This is a genomic window from Cobetia sp. AM6 (assembly GCF_009617955.1).
Lineage (GTDB): Bacteria > Pseudomonadota > Gammaproteobacteria > Pseudomonadales > Halomonadaceae > Cobetia > Cobetia amphilecti.
In genome coordinates this window covers 1,922,633-1,937,362 of record NZ_AP021868.1, presented here as the reverse complement: position 1 = coordinate 1,937,362, position 14,730 = coordinate 1,922,633, and the positions used below count along the sequence as shown (strand labels likewise).

Sequence of the window (14,730 nt, the reverse complement as noted above, 5' to 3'; positions counted from 1 at the left end):
TGATCGATGGTCCGTCCTGAACCATCGCGGAAATGCCTCCGAGGGGAGGAATCGCGGTCGACGCGCTGTCACGCCTGCCCACCTGTCGTGTCATGAAGCTTTCAAGACATGCAGATGAAACGATTTTACCACTGGATGACAGTCAGGTGGTGACTCGTGACAGGCTTTGCAAGAGATTGCAGCGCGACAGATGGCCATATACTGTATATAACCCCATGCTTTCGGGCAAACTGCCGCACTGCCCGCCACTTCGACAGGTCGCCATGCAAGCCGCTCCCCTCGACAATCCGCGCTACTACCTGGCCAACTTCGACACCCTGATCGACTGGGTCTGCCAGTGTCACGCCGATCTGCTGACAGAGGCGGAGCGTGCCACGGTGGACGCCATCACTCGCCTGCCGGATGCCTCGCGGGCCTTGCTGGTGCGACTGCTGATGCGCAAGGGCGATCATTTCGAACGCTCGCAGCTGCAATATCCCGAGATCGGTGCGATCGAGGCCGCATGCCAGCCATTGATCACACCGCTCGCCGACAGTGCCACGCCTGACGGCCTGTGCCGCCACAATGCCGACCTGAGTCTGGACGAGATGCTGGCGCTGGTGACCTTGCCGCGCCTCCGGGCAGCCTTTGCCGAGCTGCCCAGAAGCACGCCCAAGCGCCGCATGCATGATGCCATCAGCGAGCTGCTGGGTGACGTCACGCCACGGCCACTGCCAGCCTGGTTGAACGACCCCGCAGCCGACACCTTGAGTGTCGGGCTGGGTGAGCTGTCGCGACGCCTGAGCCTGATGTTCTTCGGCAACCTGCGCCAGAATCTGTCGGACTTCGTACTCAGCGAGCTGGGCCTGCTGCGTTGCGAGACGGTCGCCCTGTCGCCGGCCTCTCGCGCCTTCACCCATCGCTGGGAGGTGGATCGCTATCTGGCGCTGGAGCAACTGCGTGAGGACTGGCAGCAAGCCAGCGAGCGGCTGGACCGCACGGCGAACGCTGAACTTGAGCGGCACTGGCAGCGCATTGTCGCGGCGCTGGATGCGACGGCGTCTGCAGCGGCAAACGAGCTCCACAGTGAGCCGTCCGCGACTCATCAGCTCACTGACGCTCATGCCACTGGCGGGCGTGCTATTGATGATCGTGCCAATGCCTGGCTGGCGCAGCGGCGTGACCGGCTGCGCTTCTCGCTGGCCCGCGACGCCGAGCGTCAGGGCTGGCATCAGGCGGCTGCCCGCCAGTACGCCTGTCTCGAGGATTCCGCATATGCCCCGCGTGCCATGCCGCGCCGGGTGAGAGCACTGGAGCTGTCGGGCGATATCAGCGCAGCTCACGCGCTGGCCAGCGAGCGGTTGGCGCGCGCCGAGATCACGCTGGACGAGCAGCTGGCACTCGAACGCGCCCTGCCGCGTCTGTGCCGTGGCCTCGGATTGCCCGCGCCCAGACGCGCCAGGGCGCCGACCACGCCACAGATCGCCCTCACGGTGCCCGACCTTGCCACCTCGGCGGCTGACGGTATCCACGGGGTCGAGCGCGCGGCCGCCCATGCGTTGGCCACGCCCGAGGCACCGGTCTTCTATGTCGAGAATGGCCTGATTCCCGCGCTCTTCACCCTGCTGTGCTGGGAGGTGCTGTTCGCCCCCTTGCCGGGGGCCTTCTTCCACGCCTTCCACACCGGCCCGGCGGACCTCTATCGCCCTGATTTCGTCAGCCGTCGCCAGGCCGCTTTCGAGGCCTGCTTCGCGCGCCTGAAGGACGAAAGCTACCGGACGGTGATCCGTGAACGCCATCAGCAGAAACAGGGCATTCAGGCACCCTTCGTGCACTGGGAGCTATTGAGCGAGGAACTGCTGAACCACGCACTGGACTGCATTCCGCCCGCGCATCTGGAAGCCTGTTTCCGCCACCTGCTGGCCAACCCTCGTGAACATCGCGCTGGCCTGCCGGACCTGATCCAGTTCTTCCCCGAGCACAGCAGCGACCGTTATCGGCTGATCGAGGTCAAGGCGCCCACCGACCGTCTGCAGGACAACCAGCGTCAATGGCTGGCCCTGTTCGCACGCCATGCGATTCCGGCGCTGGAATGTCGAGTCGAATGGCTGAGCGCGACCGAGGCCTCAGCGGACGAATGCTCCCGGCACAAGGCACCTCCTGCATCATGATCAAGGCGGACGAGACCCACGCTGAGCCCGCACGCTACCGGATCGCAGTACGCGAACTGTGTGCCTTTGCCGCGCGCGAGGGCGATCTGGACCTGCGCTTCACGCCATCGCCTACCGCCCAGCAGGGCATCCGTGGTCATCAGCGTATCGTGCGCCGACGCGGCAAGGACTATGAAAGCGAGATCTCGCTCAGCGGTGACATCGGCAATTTGACCATCCGTGGGCGCGCCGATGGCTATGATCCCAAGCGCAACTGCCTCGAGGAGATCAAGACCCATCGCGGCGACCTCTCCCGCCAGCCCGCGCACCATCGCGCCCTGCATTGGGCCCAGGCACGCGTCTACGGCGCACTGATGTGTCGCAGCCGGGACCTCGAAGGTATCACGCTCGCGCTGGTCTATCTGGACATCGCGGCGGATGCGCCCAGGGGCACCAAGAGCGAGCATGATGAGCAGAACGAGCAGAACGAGCAGACTGACCAGGCTGACCCCAAAAGCCGCAAGGCACAGCCTGATGAGCAGCGTCTGGAAGCCTGGTGGAGCCGTGAGGCGCTGGAGGCGGAGCTGGCACGTCTGGCGGCACGCTTCAGCGAGTTCGCCGCCAATGAGCTGGCCCATCGCAGTGCCCGCGACAGCGCGCTGAGCCGCCTGGCCTTTCCGTGGCCGAGCTGGCGCCCCGGTCAACGCCAACTGGCCGAGCATGCCTACAAGGCGGTGATGACCGGCCGCGAGCTGCTCGCCGAGGCGCCGACCGGTACCGGCAAGACCCTGGCCACGCTGTATCCGGCACTGCGCGCGATGCCCGCAAGCGGCACGGACAGACTCTTCTACCTCACCGCCCGCACCCCGGGCCGCGCGCTGGCACTCGACGCGCTGGCCACCTTGGCACCAGCCGCTGACGACAGCGAGGGGCAGAAAAAGACACCGGCGACACCGCTGCGCATTCTGGAACTGGGCGCGCGCAGCAAGACCTGCGAGCACCCGTCCCTCGCCTGTCATGGCGAGTCCTGCCCGCTGGCGCGCGGGTTCTATGATCGCCTGCCCGCGGCACGCGACGCCGCGCTCGCCGACCAACGCCTCCTGAATCTGGCGACGACACGCCGCCACGCCCTGGCCCACGACATCTGCCCCTACTTTCTCGCCCAGGAGCTCTCGCGCTGGGCGGATGTCATCATCGGCGACCATAACCACTACTTCGACAGTCATGCGCTGCTGTTCGCCCTGAGCCAGGCCAATGATTGGCGCACGGTGGTGCTGGTCGATGAGAGCCACAACCTCATCGAGCGCGCCCGCGGCATGTACAGCACCGAGCTCGACGCCCGCCAGTTCCACTTCCTGCTCAAGCAGTTGAGCCGCAAGGGCCATCCGGCCCCGCTGCGCTCGGCTTCACGCGCACTGGCTCGGCAATGGCGAGCGCTGGAGCAGCTCAAGCAGGGTGCTGACGGCGAGACACAGGCAAGCAAGGTCGATAGCAAGGACGAAGGCCACAAGGCGCAGCGCCTTGCACTGGAGGCGCTACCCGGCGACTTCCTCAAGGCCTTGAGCCAATGGACCGGCGCGATGGGCGACTGGTTGGCGGAGCCTGACAAGGCCGCAAACCCTGCTGCGGCCAGGCAACAGCCAGCGACAGCCACACAAGCCCCCGAACAGCTGGGCCTGATCGCAAGCGATGCCCCCTCTGCTGCTCCGAGTGCTACCGATACAGGCACTGCAACGACAGTCTCCGGCTCGGCCTCTTCCACGGCCAGGCGCCGCGTGGAACCCGATGTCGAGATGATGGAGGCCTACTTTGCGGCACTGACCCTGGCGCGACTCGCCGAAGGCTTTGGCGATCACTCGCTGTTCGAGGTCGAACTCTCCGCCACGCCCCCTGCGCGGCAGGCGTCGCTTGCCAGCGATTCAAGCTCGAGTTCCGGCGCAGCATCGGATGCAGGAACAGAAGCTGACGCGTCAGCCCGGCCACACAAGGCCCGCGGGCGCAGCGTGCGCCAGATCCAGCCGCGACTGCGCTGCGTCAGTCCGGCGCCGTGGCTGGCACCCCGCCTGCGCGCCAGTCACGCCATCCTGTTGTTCTCGGCCACACTCAATCCACCGGCCTATCACCATCGCCTGCTGGGTCTGGCGGACGATGCCGTCTGGCTGAGTGTCGATTCCCCGTTCAGCGCGGCCCAGGTGCAGGTCAGTCGTCATCGGCTCTCGACACGCCTGCGGGATCGCGACGCCTCCTGCCGGCCGATCGCCGAGTTGATGGCGCGCCAATACCGGCAACGCCCGGGCAACTATCTGGCGTTCTTCTCGAGCTTCGCCTATCTGGAACAGGTCGCCAGCACCCTGCAACAGCTGGCGCCGGAGATTCCCCAATGGCGCCAGACCCGCGCCATGACGGAAGCGGAGCGCACCGGCTTCATTCAGCGCTTCACGCCCGAGGGACAAGGCATCGGCTTCGCGGTGCTGGGTGGCGCCTTCGGCGAAGGGATCGATCTGCCCGGCTCGCGTCTGATCGGGGCCTTCATCGCCACCCTCGGACTGGCCGGTTTCAGTCCCGAGAATGAAGCACTCAAGCAGCGTCTTGCCACGTGGCTCGACAACGACGCACAGCGGCGTAGCCAGCCGGAACAGGCTGAAGGCGACCCACACGACGATACGCGCGCACCGTACCCGGTCATCCAGCCCTTGAATGCCGATGACTGCACCTATCTGTACCCGGGGCTCACCAGAGTGGTGCAGGCTGCCGGCCGAGTGATTCGCAGCGAGCAGGATCAGGGCGTGATCCACTTGATCGATGACCGCTTCATGCGCCCGGAAGTCGCACGGTTGCTGCCACGCTGGTGGTCACCGACGAATTGATGCGGGCTGCAAGCGTGACGCCGCCACGATGCGCCGTGATGGCACAAAGCCTGCACATCAATGGAGATGTGATTGGGTCTTCATTTCGCACTTCATTTCGCTCTTGTCTTCGCTCTTCATTACGCTCTTGTCTTCGTTATCCACCCGCAAGGAAGCCGCACGATGCCAGACACCGACAATGCCCTGTGGGGCGATGAGTATCCGCGTGACCTGATCGGTTATGCCGACACGCCACCGCATGCCAACTGGCCGGGTGGCGCGAAGATCGCGGTCCAGTTCGTGCTCAACTACGAGGAAGGCGGCGAGAACTGCCTGCTGCACGGCGATAGCGAGAGCGAGAAGTTTCTCTCCGAGATCATCGGTGCCGAGGCCTACCCCGCGCGGCACATGAGCATGGAGTCGATCTACGAATATGGCTCGCGCAGTGGCGTGTGGCGGATTCTGGATGAATTCAAGCGCCGCGAGTTGCCGCTGACCGTCTTCGGCGTCGGCATGGCGCTGGCGCGCCATCCGGATCTGGTGGCGCGTTTCCTGGAGGATGGTCACGAGATCGCCAGTCATGGCTGGCGCTGGATTCATTATCAGCACATGGATGAGGCCCATGAGCGCGCCCACCTGGAACGCGCGGTGGAAAGCTATCGCGAGCTGGTCGGTCATGCGCCACAGGGCTGGTACACCGGGCGCGACAGCCCCAATACCCGCCGACTGGTGGTGGAACACGGCGGTTTCACCTACGACAGCGATTACTACGGCGATGACCTGCCGCTGTGGATGGAGGTGACTACCGCCAATGGTGAACAGGTGCCGCATCTCGTCGTGCCCTATACCCTGGACACCAATGACATGCGCTTCGCCAGCGTCCAGGGCTTCAATAGCGGCGAGGATTTCTTCCAGTACCTGCGCGATGCCTTTGATGTGCTCTATGCCGAGGGCGACACGGCGCCCAAGATGCTCTCCGTCGGGCTGCACTGTCGGATCGCCGGCCGCCCGGGACGCTTCGCGGCGCTGAAACGCTTCCTCGATTACATCCAGTCCCACGACAATGTATGGATCACGCGACGCATCGATATCGCCGAGCACTGGCAACGCGAGCATCCCTATACCCCCGCCAGCTGACGAACCATCACCTCAATCCCAAGTGCCAGCATCAGAAACGCCGCAGCCCTTTCGGGATGCGGCGTTTCTGTTCAACTCCAGACAATGTCTGCAATCGCACATGCAAGGCAGCGCTGGTCAGTTTTCCAACATGCAGATCAGTCTTCCAACATGCAGGTCAGTTTTCCAACATGCTGGCCAGTGCCAGCAGACTCTCATCACGTCCCGGCAGGCCCAGCAATGACACGCCCCAGGGCGGGGGCGCGGCTTCCTGTGGCAGACGTGCCGCCGAGTCGGCAAGCCACGGCAGACTCAGCTGCGGCGCACCGTTCAAGCCCGCCAGTGCGGTGAGTCCCATCAGGCGATGACGATAGGCCTCCATTACCTCAAGGCTTGCACCCAGCAGCGGTGAGGCGCCCGGCGTGGTGGGCAACATGAAGACCGCCTCGCTGGTAGCTTCGGCCTGGGCGTGAAGCGCGCGACTGCCAGCCTCCGCTGGTGCCTCGCTGCCTTCCTGATGACTGGCTGCCTGGCTGGCCGGCTGACTGGCTGCCAGCTGCTGGCGAAACCAGCGGCGAACGGTATCCGCCTTGGCTTCTGCTGCCTGCTCGTCGCTATCGCTGAGCGTCATGCACCATTTGAGACGCGCCGCGATATCCGGGTTGAGGCGCGGCCAGCGCGATTCGGGCCCCTGCTCCGGCGTACTCAACCACGCCTGGTGAGTACGCCGAATCTCGCAGCCCTGCAGAATCCGGAAGGCTTCACTGGCGCGCGCCATGAAGGTCTGACTCAGCATGCGCCGCTCGCACTGAAAGCCGAGTGACTCAAGGCGCCGAGACAGCGGCCCGAGCAGGCGCTGATAAGGCCCAGCGGCGAGCCCTTCCGGCACCAGCAGGATGATGCGCGCCGGCAGTCGAGTGGCTGTCGCCGCCGGCATCAGCACCTCACTGACCTGCGTCAGCGTCCCCAGATCCCGCGTCATCCAGCCGACGGTGTCGAAGCGCGGCGCCAGCGGCTTGAGCCCGGTCATGCTGATACGACCATGGGTCGGGCGCAGCCCATAAAGCCCGCAGTAACTGGACGGCACGCGGATGGAGCCGCCGGTATCGGTGCCCAGTCCGACCTCCGCCTCACCGCGCGCCACCGCCACCGCAGAGCCCACGCTCGAGCCGCCCGGCAACCTCAGCGGCGCGCGAGGGTTCTGCGGCGTGCCGAAATGCGCATTGGTGCCATTGAGGCTGTAGGCCAGCTCATCGGTGGTGGTACGGGCACGATAATCGGCCCCCGCCTGCTGAAGCGCGAGGACAGCAGGCGCCGTCTGCCGCTCGATGGGGGCGCTGGCCAGCAGGTCAGGGTTGCCCTGGCCGATGCGCTCGCCCTTGATCGCGAACAGGTCCTTGACCACCAGTCGCTGGCCATTCAGCGGGCCTTCTTCCTGCCACCCCTGACCCCGCGGCCCCGAGAAACGTGCCGGCGCTACATAGATACGCTTGTCCACTGGGAGCGACTCCTTTCGACTCATGATGTGGTCCACCGCTGCACGCTCAAGACGCTGCACTCATAGCACCGCGCCGAGGAACTGGCGCAGCTCTTCCGTGGCCGGATTGGCGAACAGTGTCGCGGGGTCGCCCGACTCATGCACACGCCCCTGGTGCATGAAGATCACGCGATCGCCCACATCACGGGCGAAATTCATCTCATGGGTGACCAGAATCAGCGTCATGCCCTCACGTTTGAGCTGTTCCAGCACCTTGAGCACATCGCCAACCAGTTCCGGGTCCAGAGCCGAGGTGATCTCATCGCACAGCAGCACCTTGGGGTGCATCGCCAGGGCGCGCGCGATCGCCACCCGCTGCTGCTGACCACCGGAGAGCTGACTCGGCCAGGCATCGAATTTCTCCCCCAGCCCGACCTTGGCCAGCATCTCGCGGGCCTCGCGCTCGGCGATATCGCGGGCGACACCCTTGACCAGCATCGGTGCCAGCATCACGTTCTCGCCGACGCGCTTGTGGGGAAACAGATTGAAGCTCTGGAACACCATGCCGACATCCTGCGCCAGGGCGGCGGCGTCCATCTCGCTACCGTCCAGCAGCTTGCCGGCGACATGAATGGCGCCGCCGTCATGCTGTTCAAGCTGATTGATACAGCGCAGCAAGGTGCTCTTGCCGGAACCGCTGCGCCCGATGATCGACACCACCTCACCCGGACGCACCTCGAGATCGATCCCCTTGAGGACCGCCACGTCACCGAAGGACTTGGTCAGCGCCGACAGGCTGACCAGCGGTGCCTTGGCGCTCTCGGTATCAAGGGCGCTGTCGGAGACGGGAGCGCTCTCGGTGACGGCGGCCTTCTCGGAGACAGCAGCGTCGGATGAGGCGCTATCCAGCGCAGAGACTTCAGCGAGCAGTGACATTGAGACGTGCCTCCAGGTGGCGAGCCAGCCGCGACAGCGGATAGCACATGGCGAAATACAGCAACGCGACCAGCGCGAAGACGGTGAAGGGTTCCAGGGTGGCGTTGTTGAGCATGGTGCCGGCCTTGGTCAGCTCGACGAAGCCGATCACCGAGGCAAGCGCGGTGCCCTTGATGATCTGCACCGAGAAGCCGACGGTCGGCTCGATGGCCATGCGCAGCGCCTGCGGCAGGATGATGTGACGCATGGTCTTCAGGTAGCCGAGCCCCAGCACCCGCGCCCCTTCCCACTGCCCCTTGGGCACCGCCTCGACACAGCCCCGCCAGATGTCATGCAGGAAGGCACTGCTGAACAGCGTCAGCGCCACGGCCGCCGCCGTCCAGGCCGAGACATCCAGCCCGAAGACCGCCACGCCGAAGAAGGCCAGGAACAGCTGCATCAACAGCGGCGTGCCCTGGAACAGCTCGGTATAGAGACGACAGAAGAGCGCCGCCCCCGGCCAGCGGGTCAGGCGCAGAAAGGTCAGCGCCAGCCCGACCAGACTGCCGCCGATGAAGGCGATCAGGGATAGCGCCAGTGTCCAGCGCGCCGCCAGCAACAGGTTGCGCAGAATGTCCCACAGCGTGAAGTCGATCATGAGTGGGCCTCTTTCAGGACATGGGAAGACAGACAGCTGCGCGGGGCGGGCGTCAGGTGGCGAAAGCCGAACAGGCGACGCCCGATGCGGTTGAGCAAGGCGCGCATCGCGATGGCCAACAGCAGGTACATGCCTGCCGTCACCACGTAGCTCTCGAAGCTCAGGAAGGTACGTGACTGGATGAAGTTGGCCGCGAAGGTCAGATCCGCCACGCTGATCTGGGAGACCACGGCGGAGCCCAGCATCACGATCACGCACTGGCTGGTCAGCGCCGGATACATGCGTTCCAGCGCCGGCATCAGCACCACATGGCGATAGCTCTGCCAGCGGGTAAGCCCCAGTGCCCGCCCGGCTTCCCACTGGCCGCGACCGGTGGCATCGACCCCGGCACGCAGGATTTCACTGCTGTAGGCCGCCAGGTTGAGTGTCATCGCGATCACAGCGGCCATCTCGGCACTGAGTGACAGTCCCAGCGCCGGCAGACCGAAGAAGATGAAGAACAGCTGGACGATGAAAGGCGTGTTGCGCAGCAGCTCCACCAGCATGCCCAGCAGCCGGCTGAAGATGCTGGTCGGCGCACGATGGCGCTGCCAGACACACATCACCGCGCCGAGTATCCCCAGCGTGGTGGTCAGCGCCGTCAGCCAGACCGTCGTCATCAGCCCGGCCATCAGGTCGGGCAAATACGGCAACAGGCGCGGGAAATCCGGGAGATAATTCATCGATCAAGCCTCACGGGCAAAGGGATCAGACGTGTGACGTCTCGAGTCAGGCATCCAGTGACGGCAGTGGCGCCTTGAACCAGATCTCGGAGAGCGTATTGAGCGTGCCATCCTCGATTCCCTGGGCGATCAGCTCATTCACGCGCGCCTTGAGCGCCGGCGTGTCATGCCGCATGCCCACATAGCAGGGAGAATTCTTGAGCGGCAGCACGCTGACCGGCACGCGGGCAGGATTGCGTTCGGCGATGGCGGCGGTGACGAGATTGCCGGTGGCGATCATCTCGACCTGGCCTGACAGAAATGCCGACAAGGTCGTGTTGTTGTCTTCGAAGCGCTTCACGGTGGTCGATTCCGGTGTCACCTTGCTGAGTTCCATGTCTTCCACCGAGCCACGTGTCACGCCGATGGTCTTCTCGCTCAGTCCTTGCGCGGAGTCCACCTCACTGCCCTTCTCGCCGAACACGCCGAGGAAGAACGGCGCATAGGCATCGGAGAAATCGATCGCCTTCTCACGCTCGGGATTCTTGCCCAGGCTCGAGATCACCAGATCGACCTTGCGGGTCTGCAGGTAAGGGATGCGATTGGCCGAGGTGACCGGCACCAGCTCAAGCTTCACGTCCATCTCGTCTGCCAGATAGCGCGCCATGTCGATATCGTAGCCACGCGGCTTGAGGTCCGGGCCGACCGAGCCGAAGGGCGGGAAGTCCTGTGGCACCGCCACTTTCAGCACCCCGCTATCGGTGATGTCACTCAGTGCATCCGCGTGTGCACTCAGGGCGGTGGACGCCAACGTGCCCCACAGGGCCAGCAATATTCCCTTGCGGACCCAGTTGCCAAGACGCTGCTTGTTGCCTGTCCGTGTGGCGCGCTGCTGGGCCTTGCTCTCGTGACGCTTGCTCATCGGTCGACTCCGGTATCCGTCAATGCCAGGCGCTGATGCGAGGACTACTCGTCATTCACCTGGTGCCTTGCGGCAGTGGATTGTTGTTGGTTGTTGTTGATCGTCTTGCCGAGTGTCTCGCCGAGTCAGGTCCATTGACTCCTTGTCGCATTCGTCTTCAGAACCTGACCAATGAAACGAGTGATTCCCTTATCAATCTTTGCAACAGGTGTGCCAAAGCACTTCCGCCAGGTGCTCAACAAGGTGATCGAGTTGCAGGCAGCGCAGAGTCACCAGCAGCTCACACGCCTGTGCATGGGCTTGCGAACGCACTTGAGCACGCGCCTCAGCACAGGATCGAGAACAGGCCTGAAAGCAAAACAGCGAGAAGAAATGAGTAGCTACGATAAGAAGAGACACACGCCTGCGGGAGGCGAAATCGCGGATGACGCCCTCGCCTGGCGGCGAGATCAGGGCGCCGACATCAGCGACATGGCAGCAGATGGTGCAGTCAGGGAGGCATATGCGCCCTGCGGGTGCGCAGAGCGCGCCGGGTCGAATCGGGCCGCCGCACAGATCAGAAGCAAGACTGGCGGCCCACAGGGAGATAGATAGAGAGGAAGGAAAGGCAGGAGCACTTCAAGCTGGACGATCAGCCGTCGCCCAGTTCCTCCAGCGCATCGAAGGTATCCGTCACGCGGCGTATCTGACTGCGCCCGCCGACGAGGTCGTCATGCAGCAGGCGCGTGGCCAGCAGATTGATCTGGCTCATGGCTGCGGCGTAGCTGTCGAAGGCGCTGACGCTGTCCAACGGGCAGCGCAGGACATGCTCGATACCGGCGGGGATGGTGCTCAGGCTGTCATCGCAGACCAGCAGCACCGTACATGACGCCTGCCCCAGCCATTCAAGCAATCGTGCCAGCCCATGCGGTCGCCGGCGCATGGCGAATACCACCACGGCGTCATCGACGCCCAGGCGTGCGATCTCCTCGCCGAGTGATTGGCCGGGTTGCGGCAACACCGCCACCTGCTCGCGCAACTGCAGCAACTGCTGGCGCAGGTGCAGCGCGAGTGGATAAGCATTGCGAAAGCCGATGATCTGCAGCCGCTCGGCCTTGGCCAGAGCGCCGCTCAAGGCCTCCATATCGAGCATGTCCAGCGCCGCCAGTGCCTGACGCAGGTTGCGACACTCCTGCTCATAGTGGCGCTGGTGATGGTCTGCCGTCGGCGCTGCCGCCACCGGCACACCCGAATGACGCAGACTACGCGCCTGGTCCCGCGCCTCACGGAAGTCCTGATAGCCAAGACGGCGGAACAGGCGGCTGACCGTCGCCTTGGAGACGTCGGTCAGGCGTGACAGTTCCGCGGCGTTGTATAGCGCCAGTTCATCCTGATGCGCGAGCAGAAAGCGCGCGATGCGCTGCTCATTCGGTGTGAGCTCCTCAAGCGAACGGGTCAGACGCTGATGCAGGCTCAGGCTCCTGGTGCCTTGGCTTGCGGCATGGCGAGCGAGACTGGTAGCAAGATTGACGCTGGCATCGGCATCGGGGGCAGGCGCTTCCCCATCCGGGTGCACTGCCCGGGATTTACCGGACACGTCATCCTCGGGGGGCGCGCTGTGATCTATGGGCGCTCGTGGCATGAAGACACACTCCTGAAAAGATTCTGCGTGAGCGCAGAGCAACGATTGCATCAACGATTGCATCAAGACAGTGCAAAGCCTGGGCCAGGTGCTGACTGACAGTGCATAGACGAAAGGCGTAACCCTCGAGATGAGCGCTTTTTCTTCATCCTGAACGCCTCTGACGCCCTCAAGCGCTGCACGACGCCAACCATCCGCACCGCGCGACAGACACAAGCGCCTGTTTTTACTGTTCATCACAACAAATCGGCACGCAAGCCGCTTGATCAAGACTAGCCAGCCGACAGGTCATACGCCGCGCAGTAACGCCAACGACCCTTGCCGGACTGCAATATTCCCGATAAAGCGCTCGCGATGCGCAAGGAGCATTCTCATGGCCACCTCAACGATGACTGCCCTCCTCGATACCTGCCGAGCCATGACAGCCAAGGTCACGACACAGACATTCACCCTCTTGCCCCGCTCTAGCAGCGCCACACAGGATGTCGCCAATGCCCAGTCCGCTCAATTGCTGGGCGTGATGGCGATGGGCTACGAGGCACCGCCGCTGAGCCTGAAGACAACGACGGCCCCCACGACGCCTTCACCGGCCCATGACACGCGCAGCCAGGCCGACATTGCCGCCTCGGCCGTGGCGGCCCAGGCCTCAGCCGAGACACCGACTCCGACAGCATCGCCCATCGCGCAGCAGAAAGCCGTCTTCAATCCTGACATCAACCACAAGGCTCACGCTGACTGGGAGGCGATGCACCGCCACCACACCCTGCTGCGTCAGAGCATGACGCGTCGAGGAATGCTGGCATGAGCGTCTATACCATCGGCATGGAATGCGGCATGCACATACCGCTGGAGAACAGCATCGCCCTCGCCCCGGCGCCTCGCATCAAGCTGGAACTGACCGCCGGCCAGCACGCTGGCGAGTACCTGAGCATGATGTCAGGAGCCATCCAGCCGCTGACGGATAGCGACGATGCGTTGCTGAAAAGCCTGGAGGCGCAGCTGCCGCGGCGCAGCCTGATCTGGACGGCGCGCGGGATCACCGAGGTCGGGCGTGGCTGGCGCTGGCAGTCATCGCCCGGCCATCCCCAGGCGCCCTGGCTGGACGCCGTGCATCACAGCTGGCCGAGTCATGCGCCGCGCTGGCTGCGCAAGGCGCCGGTGGTGGTAGTCACCGCCGATGCGCTGCCGCTGGCCAACCGCACCCGCCACCAACGTGACCTCGCGCGGCTGTGGGCAAGCGCCGATGCCGCGCTGATCTATCTTGCCGACGATGCCCGCGATGGCTGGCAGATGCATCAACACTGTGACATCTCTCAATTGGAGAAAGCCGAGTTGTCGGGGACCAAGCAAGAGGAAGAAGCAGTGCTGGATCGCGATGCTGGCATGCCCTTGGAGATGGCAAGCTGATCGCCTGATGGCCTTATCCTTCACATTTCCAGAATGACGCAAGAGCGAGCGACGCAAGAACGACTCTAGACTCAAGAACCAAAAAAGCCCGCCCCGGATACCGGGGCGGGCTTTTTGCTGTGCGGCGAGGTACTGACAACAGACAGCTGAAACAGGCGACCGACAGAGCGCCGAATCCGCCGGCTCAAGCGCTCATGCCGCTCATGCCGCTCATGGCTGTCGCGGGCACAGACCATCACATAGCGTGCTGGCCACGAAATCCGCCAGCTGCTCCCAGTCTTCATCGCTCTGCGGCGCTCCCCCCAGCTGATCGATCTGGGCGGCGAAATCCGCGTAATGCTGAGTGGTGGACCAGATGAGGTAGATCACCCACATCGGCTCCGCCTCGCGCAGTTTGCCCGCGGCCATCCAGGCCTTCATGACATCGCAGCGCGCCTGCACCCAGTCGCGCAGGTCGCCACTGAGATAATCGCGCAGGAAAGGCGCCCCACTGATCACCTCCGCCGCGAACAGACGCGAGGCCTGCGGTGCCTGGCGTGCCAGCTTGAGCTTGACGCGCACCAGCGCCTCCAGCACCTCACGTGGCTCGTCATCGGGCGAGATATCCTCGAGCGAAGCATTCCAGCGCGTCAGGGTCTGCTCCAGCAGGTGAACGTAGAGCTTCTCCTTGGAGCCGAAATAATAGAGCAGATTGGCCTTGGGCAACTCGGCCACTTCCGCAATCTGCTTCAAGGTGCTGCCGCGATAACCGTGACAGGCGAATACGCATTCGGCGGCCTCGAGAATACGGCTCTCGGCTTGCTCACGCGGAGAGCTGGCAGGCGGCACGCTCAATTCCGCGCTACGGGTACGACGGACTTCAGCGTAAAGGGAAGAAGGAGAATCCGCGGGCATCGGCATCACTCATCAGGTCAGAAAAAAGCATTCGAGTCTCTTGG

At 64.1% G+C, this 14,730-nt stretch carries 12 protein-coding genes; 5 read left to right on the top strand and 7 right to left on the bottom strand.

Annotated elements, in window-relative coordinates; genetic code table 11:
* Nucleotides 1-263: 263 nt before the first annotated feature.
* The 3 genes from CLAM6_RS08265 (at nucleotide 264) to puuE (ending at nucleotide 6,112) form a co-directional block, all read left to right on the top strand.
* The gene (locus tag CLAM6_RS08265) at nucleotides 264-2,150 is read left to right on the top strand and encodes a VRR-NUC domain-containing protein (RefSeq protein ID WP_172978661.1); all 1,887 of its coding nucleotides are present in this window, start codon (nucleotides 264-266) and stop codon (nucleotides 2,148-2,150) included.
* Complete coding sequence (locus CLAM6_RS17940) at nucleotides 2,147-4,996, top strand: ATP-dependent DNA helicase (protein ID WP_242007787.1); 2,850 nt, start codon at nucleotides 2,147-2,149, stop codon at nucleotides 4,994-4,996. The genes CLAM6_RS08265 and CLAM6_RS17940 overlap by 4 nt, the downstream gene beginning before the upstream one ends.
* A 162-nt stretch (nucleotides 4,997-5,158) precedes the next feature.
* Nucleotides 5,159-6,112, top strand: coding sequence for an allantoinase PuuE (gene puuE / locus CLAM6_RS08250; protein ID WP_153635718.1), 954 nt, complete (start codon nucleotides 5,159-5,161; stop codon nucleotides 6,110-6,112).
* Between the two features lie 157 nt (nucleotides 6,113-6,269).
* On the opposite strand, the gene CLAM6_RS08245 is transcribed toward puuE, so the two are convergent.
* From CLAM6_RS08245 to CLAM6_RS08220, 6 genes are all read right to left on the bottom strand, one after another.
* The gene (locus tag CLAM6_RS08245) at nucleotides 6,270-7,589 is read right to left on the bottom strand and encodes an amidase family protein (RefSeq protein ID WP_172978660.1); all 1,320 of its coding nucleotides are present in this window, start codon (nucleotides 7,587-7,589) and stop codon (nucleotides 6,270-6,272) included.
* Between the two features lie 60 nt (nucleotides 7,590-7,649).
* Nucleotides 7,650-8,504 carry an amino acid ABC transporter ATP-binding protein gene (locus tag CLAM6_RS08240; RefSeq protein WP_153635716.1) on the bottom strand — a complete coding sequence of 285 codons (855 nt, stop codon included), beginning with the start codon at nucleotides 8,502-8,504 and terminating at the stop codon, nucleotides 7,650-7,652.
* Entirely contained in the window at nucleotides 8,488-9,141 is a 654-nt protein-coding gene (locus CLAM6_RS08235) for an amino acid ABC transporter permease (protein WP_153635715.1), read from the bottom strand. Before CLAM6_RS08235 ends, CLAM6_RS08240 begins: the two co-directional genes overlap by 17 nt.
* A complete protein-coding gene (locus CLAM6_RS08230; RefSeq protein WP_153635714.1) occupies nucleotides 9,138-9,863 on the bottom strand; it encodes an amino acid ABC transporter permease in 726 nt (241 codons plus the stop codon). Before CLAM6_RS08230 ends, CLAM6_RS08235 begins: the two co-directional genes overlap by 4 nt.
* Nucleotides 9,864-9,909: 46 nt before the next feature.
* Nucleotides 9,910-10,764: a transporter substrate-binding domain-containing protein gene (locus CLAM6_RS08225; RefSeq protein ID WP_153635713.1), complete on the bottom strand. Its 855-nt coding sequence runs from the start codon at nucleotides 10,762-10,764 to the stop codon at nucleotides 9,910-9,912.
* Between the two features lie 631 nt (nucleotides 10,765-11,395).
* The gene (locus CLAM6_RS08220; protein ID WP_153635712.1) at nucleotides 11,396-12,385 is read right to left on the bottom strand and encodes a MurR/RpiR family transcriptional regulator; all 990 of its coding nucleotides are present in this window, start codon (nucleotides 12,383-12,385) and stop codon (nucleotides 11,396-11,398) included.
* Between the two features lie 373 nt (nucleotides 12,386-12,758).
* Here CLAM6_RS08220 and CLAM6_RS08215 point away from each other — a divergent pair, with 373 nt between their 5' ends.
* Both CLAM6_RS08215 and CLAM6_RS08210 read left to right on the top strand, forming a co-directional pair.
* Nucleotides 12,759-13,190 carry a hypothetical protein gene (locus CLAM6_RS08215; protein ID WP_153635711.1) on the top strand — a complete coding sequence of 144 codons (432 nt, stop codon included), beginning with the start codon at nucleotides 12,759-12,761 and terminating at the stop codon, nucleotides 13,188-13,190.
* Nucleotides 13,187-13,792: a hypothetical protein gene (locus CLAM6_RS08210; protein WP_153635710.1), complete on the top strand. Its 606-nt coding sequence runs from the start codon at nucleotides 13,187-13,189 to the stop codon at nucleotides 13,790-13,792. The genes CLAM6_RS08215 and CLAM6_RS08210 overlap by 4 nt, the downstream gene beginning before the upstream one ends.
* Before the next feature lie 210 nt (nucleotides 13,793-14,002).
* Here CLAM6_RS08210 and CLAM6_RS08205 read toward each other — a convergent pair whose 3' ends face one another.
* The gene (locus CLAM6_RS08205) at nucleotides 14,003-14,686 is read right to left on the bottom strand and encodes a TetR family transcriptional regulator C-terminal domain-containing protein (protein ID WP_153635709.1); all 684 of its coding nucleotides are present in this window, start codon (nucleotides 14,684-14,686) and stop codon (nucleotides 14,003-14,005) included.
* Between the last annotated feature and the right edge of the window lie 44 nt (nucleotides 14,687-14,730).

What these genes read in the sequence shown, in the direction of transcription:
- CLAM6_RS08240 (WP_153635716.1), bottom strand. Translation starts at nt 8,504, where the DNA reads ATGTCACTGCTCGCTGAAGTCTCTGCGCTGGATAGCGCCTCATCCGAC.
- CLAM6_RS17940 (WP_242007787.1), top strand. Translation starts at nt 2,147, where the DNA reads ATGATCAAGGCGGACGAGACCCACGCTGAGCCCGCACGCTACCGGATC.
- CLAM6_RS08215 (WP_153635711.1), top strand. Translation starts at nt 12,759, where the DNA reads ATGGCCACCTCAACGATGACTGCCCTCCTCGATACCTGCCGAGCCATG.
- CLAM6_RS08220 (WP_153635712.1), bottom strand. Translation starts at nt 12,385, where the DNA reads ATGCCACGAGCGCCCATAGATCACAGCGCGCCCCCCGAGGATGACGTG.
- CLAM6_RS08210 (WP_153635710.1), top strand. Translation starts at nt 13,187, where the DNA reads ATGAGCGTCTATACCATCGGCATGGAATGCGGCATGCACATACCGCTG.
- CLAM6_RS08235 (WP_153635715.1), bottom strand. Translation starts at nt 9,141, where the DNA reads ATGATCGACTTCACGCTGTGGGACATTCTGCGCAACCTGTTGCTGGCG.
- CLAM6_RS08265 (WP_172978661.1), top strand. Translation starts at nt 264, where the DNA reads ATGCAAGCCGCTCCCCTCGACAATCCGCGCTACTACCTGGCCAACTTC.
- CLAM6_RS08230 (WP_153635714.1), bottom strand. Translation starts at nt 9,863, where the DNA reads ATGAATTATCTCCCGGATTTCCCGCGCCTGTTGCCGTATTTGCCCGAC.
- CLAM6_RS08205 (WP_153635709.1), bottom strand. Translation starts at nt 14,686, where the DNA reads ATGCCCGCGGATTCTCCTTCTTCCCTTTACGCTGAAGTCCGTCGTACC.
- CLAM6_RS08225 (WP_153635713.1), bottom strand. Translation starts at nt 10,764, where the DNA reads ATGAGCAAGCGTCACGAGAGCAAGGCCCAGCAGCGCGCCACACGGACA.
- puuE (WP_153635718.1), top strand. Translation starts at nt 5,159, where the DNA reads ATGCCAGACACCGACAATGCCCTGTGGGGCGATGAGTATCCGCGTGAC.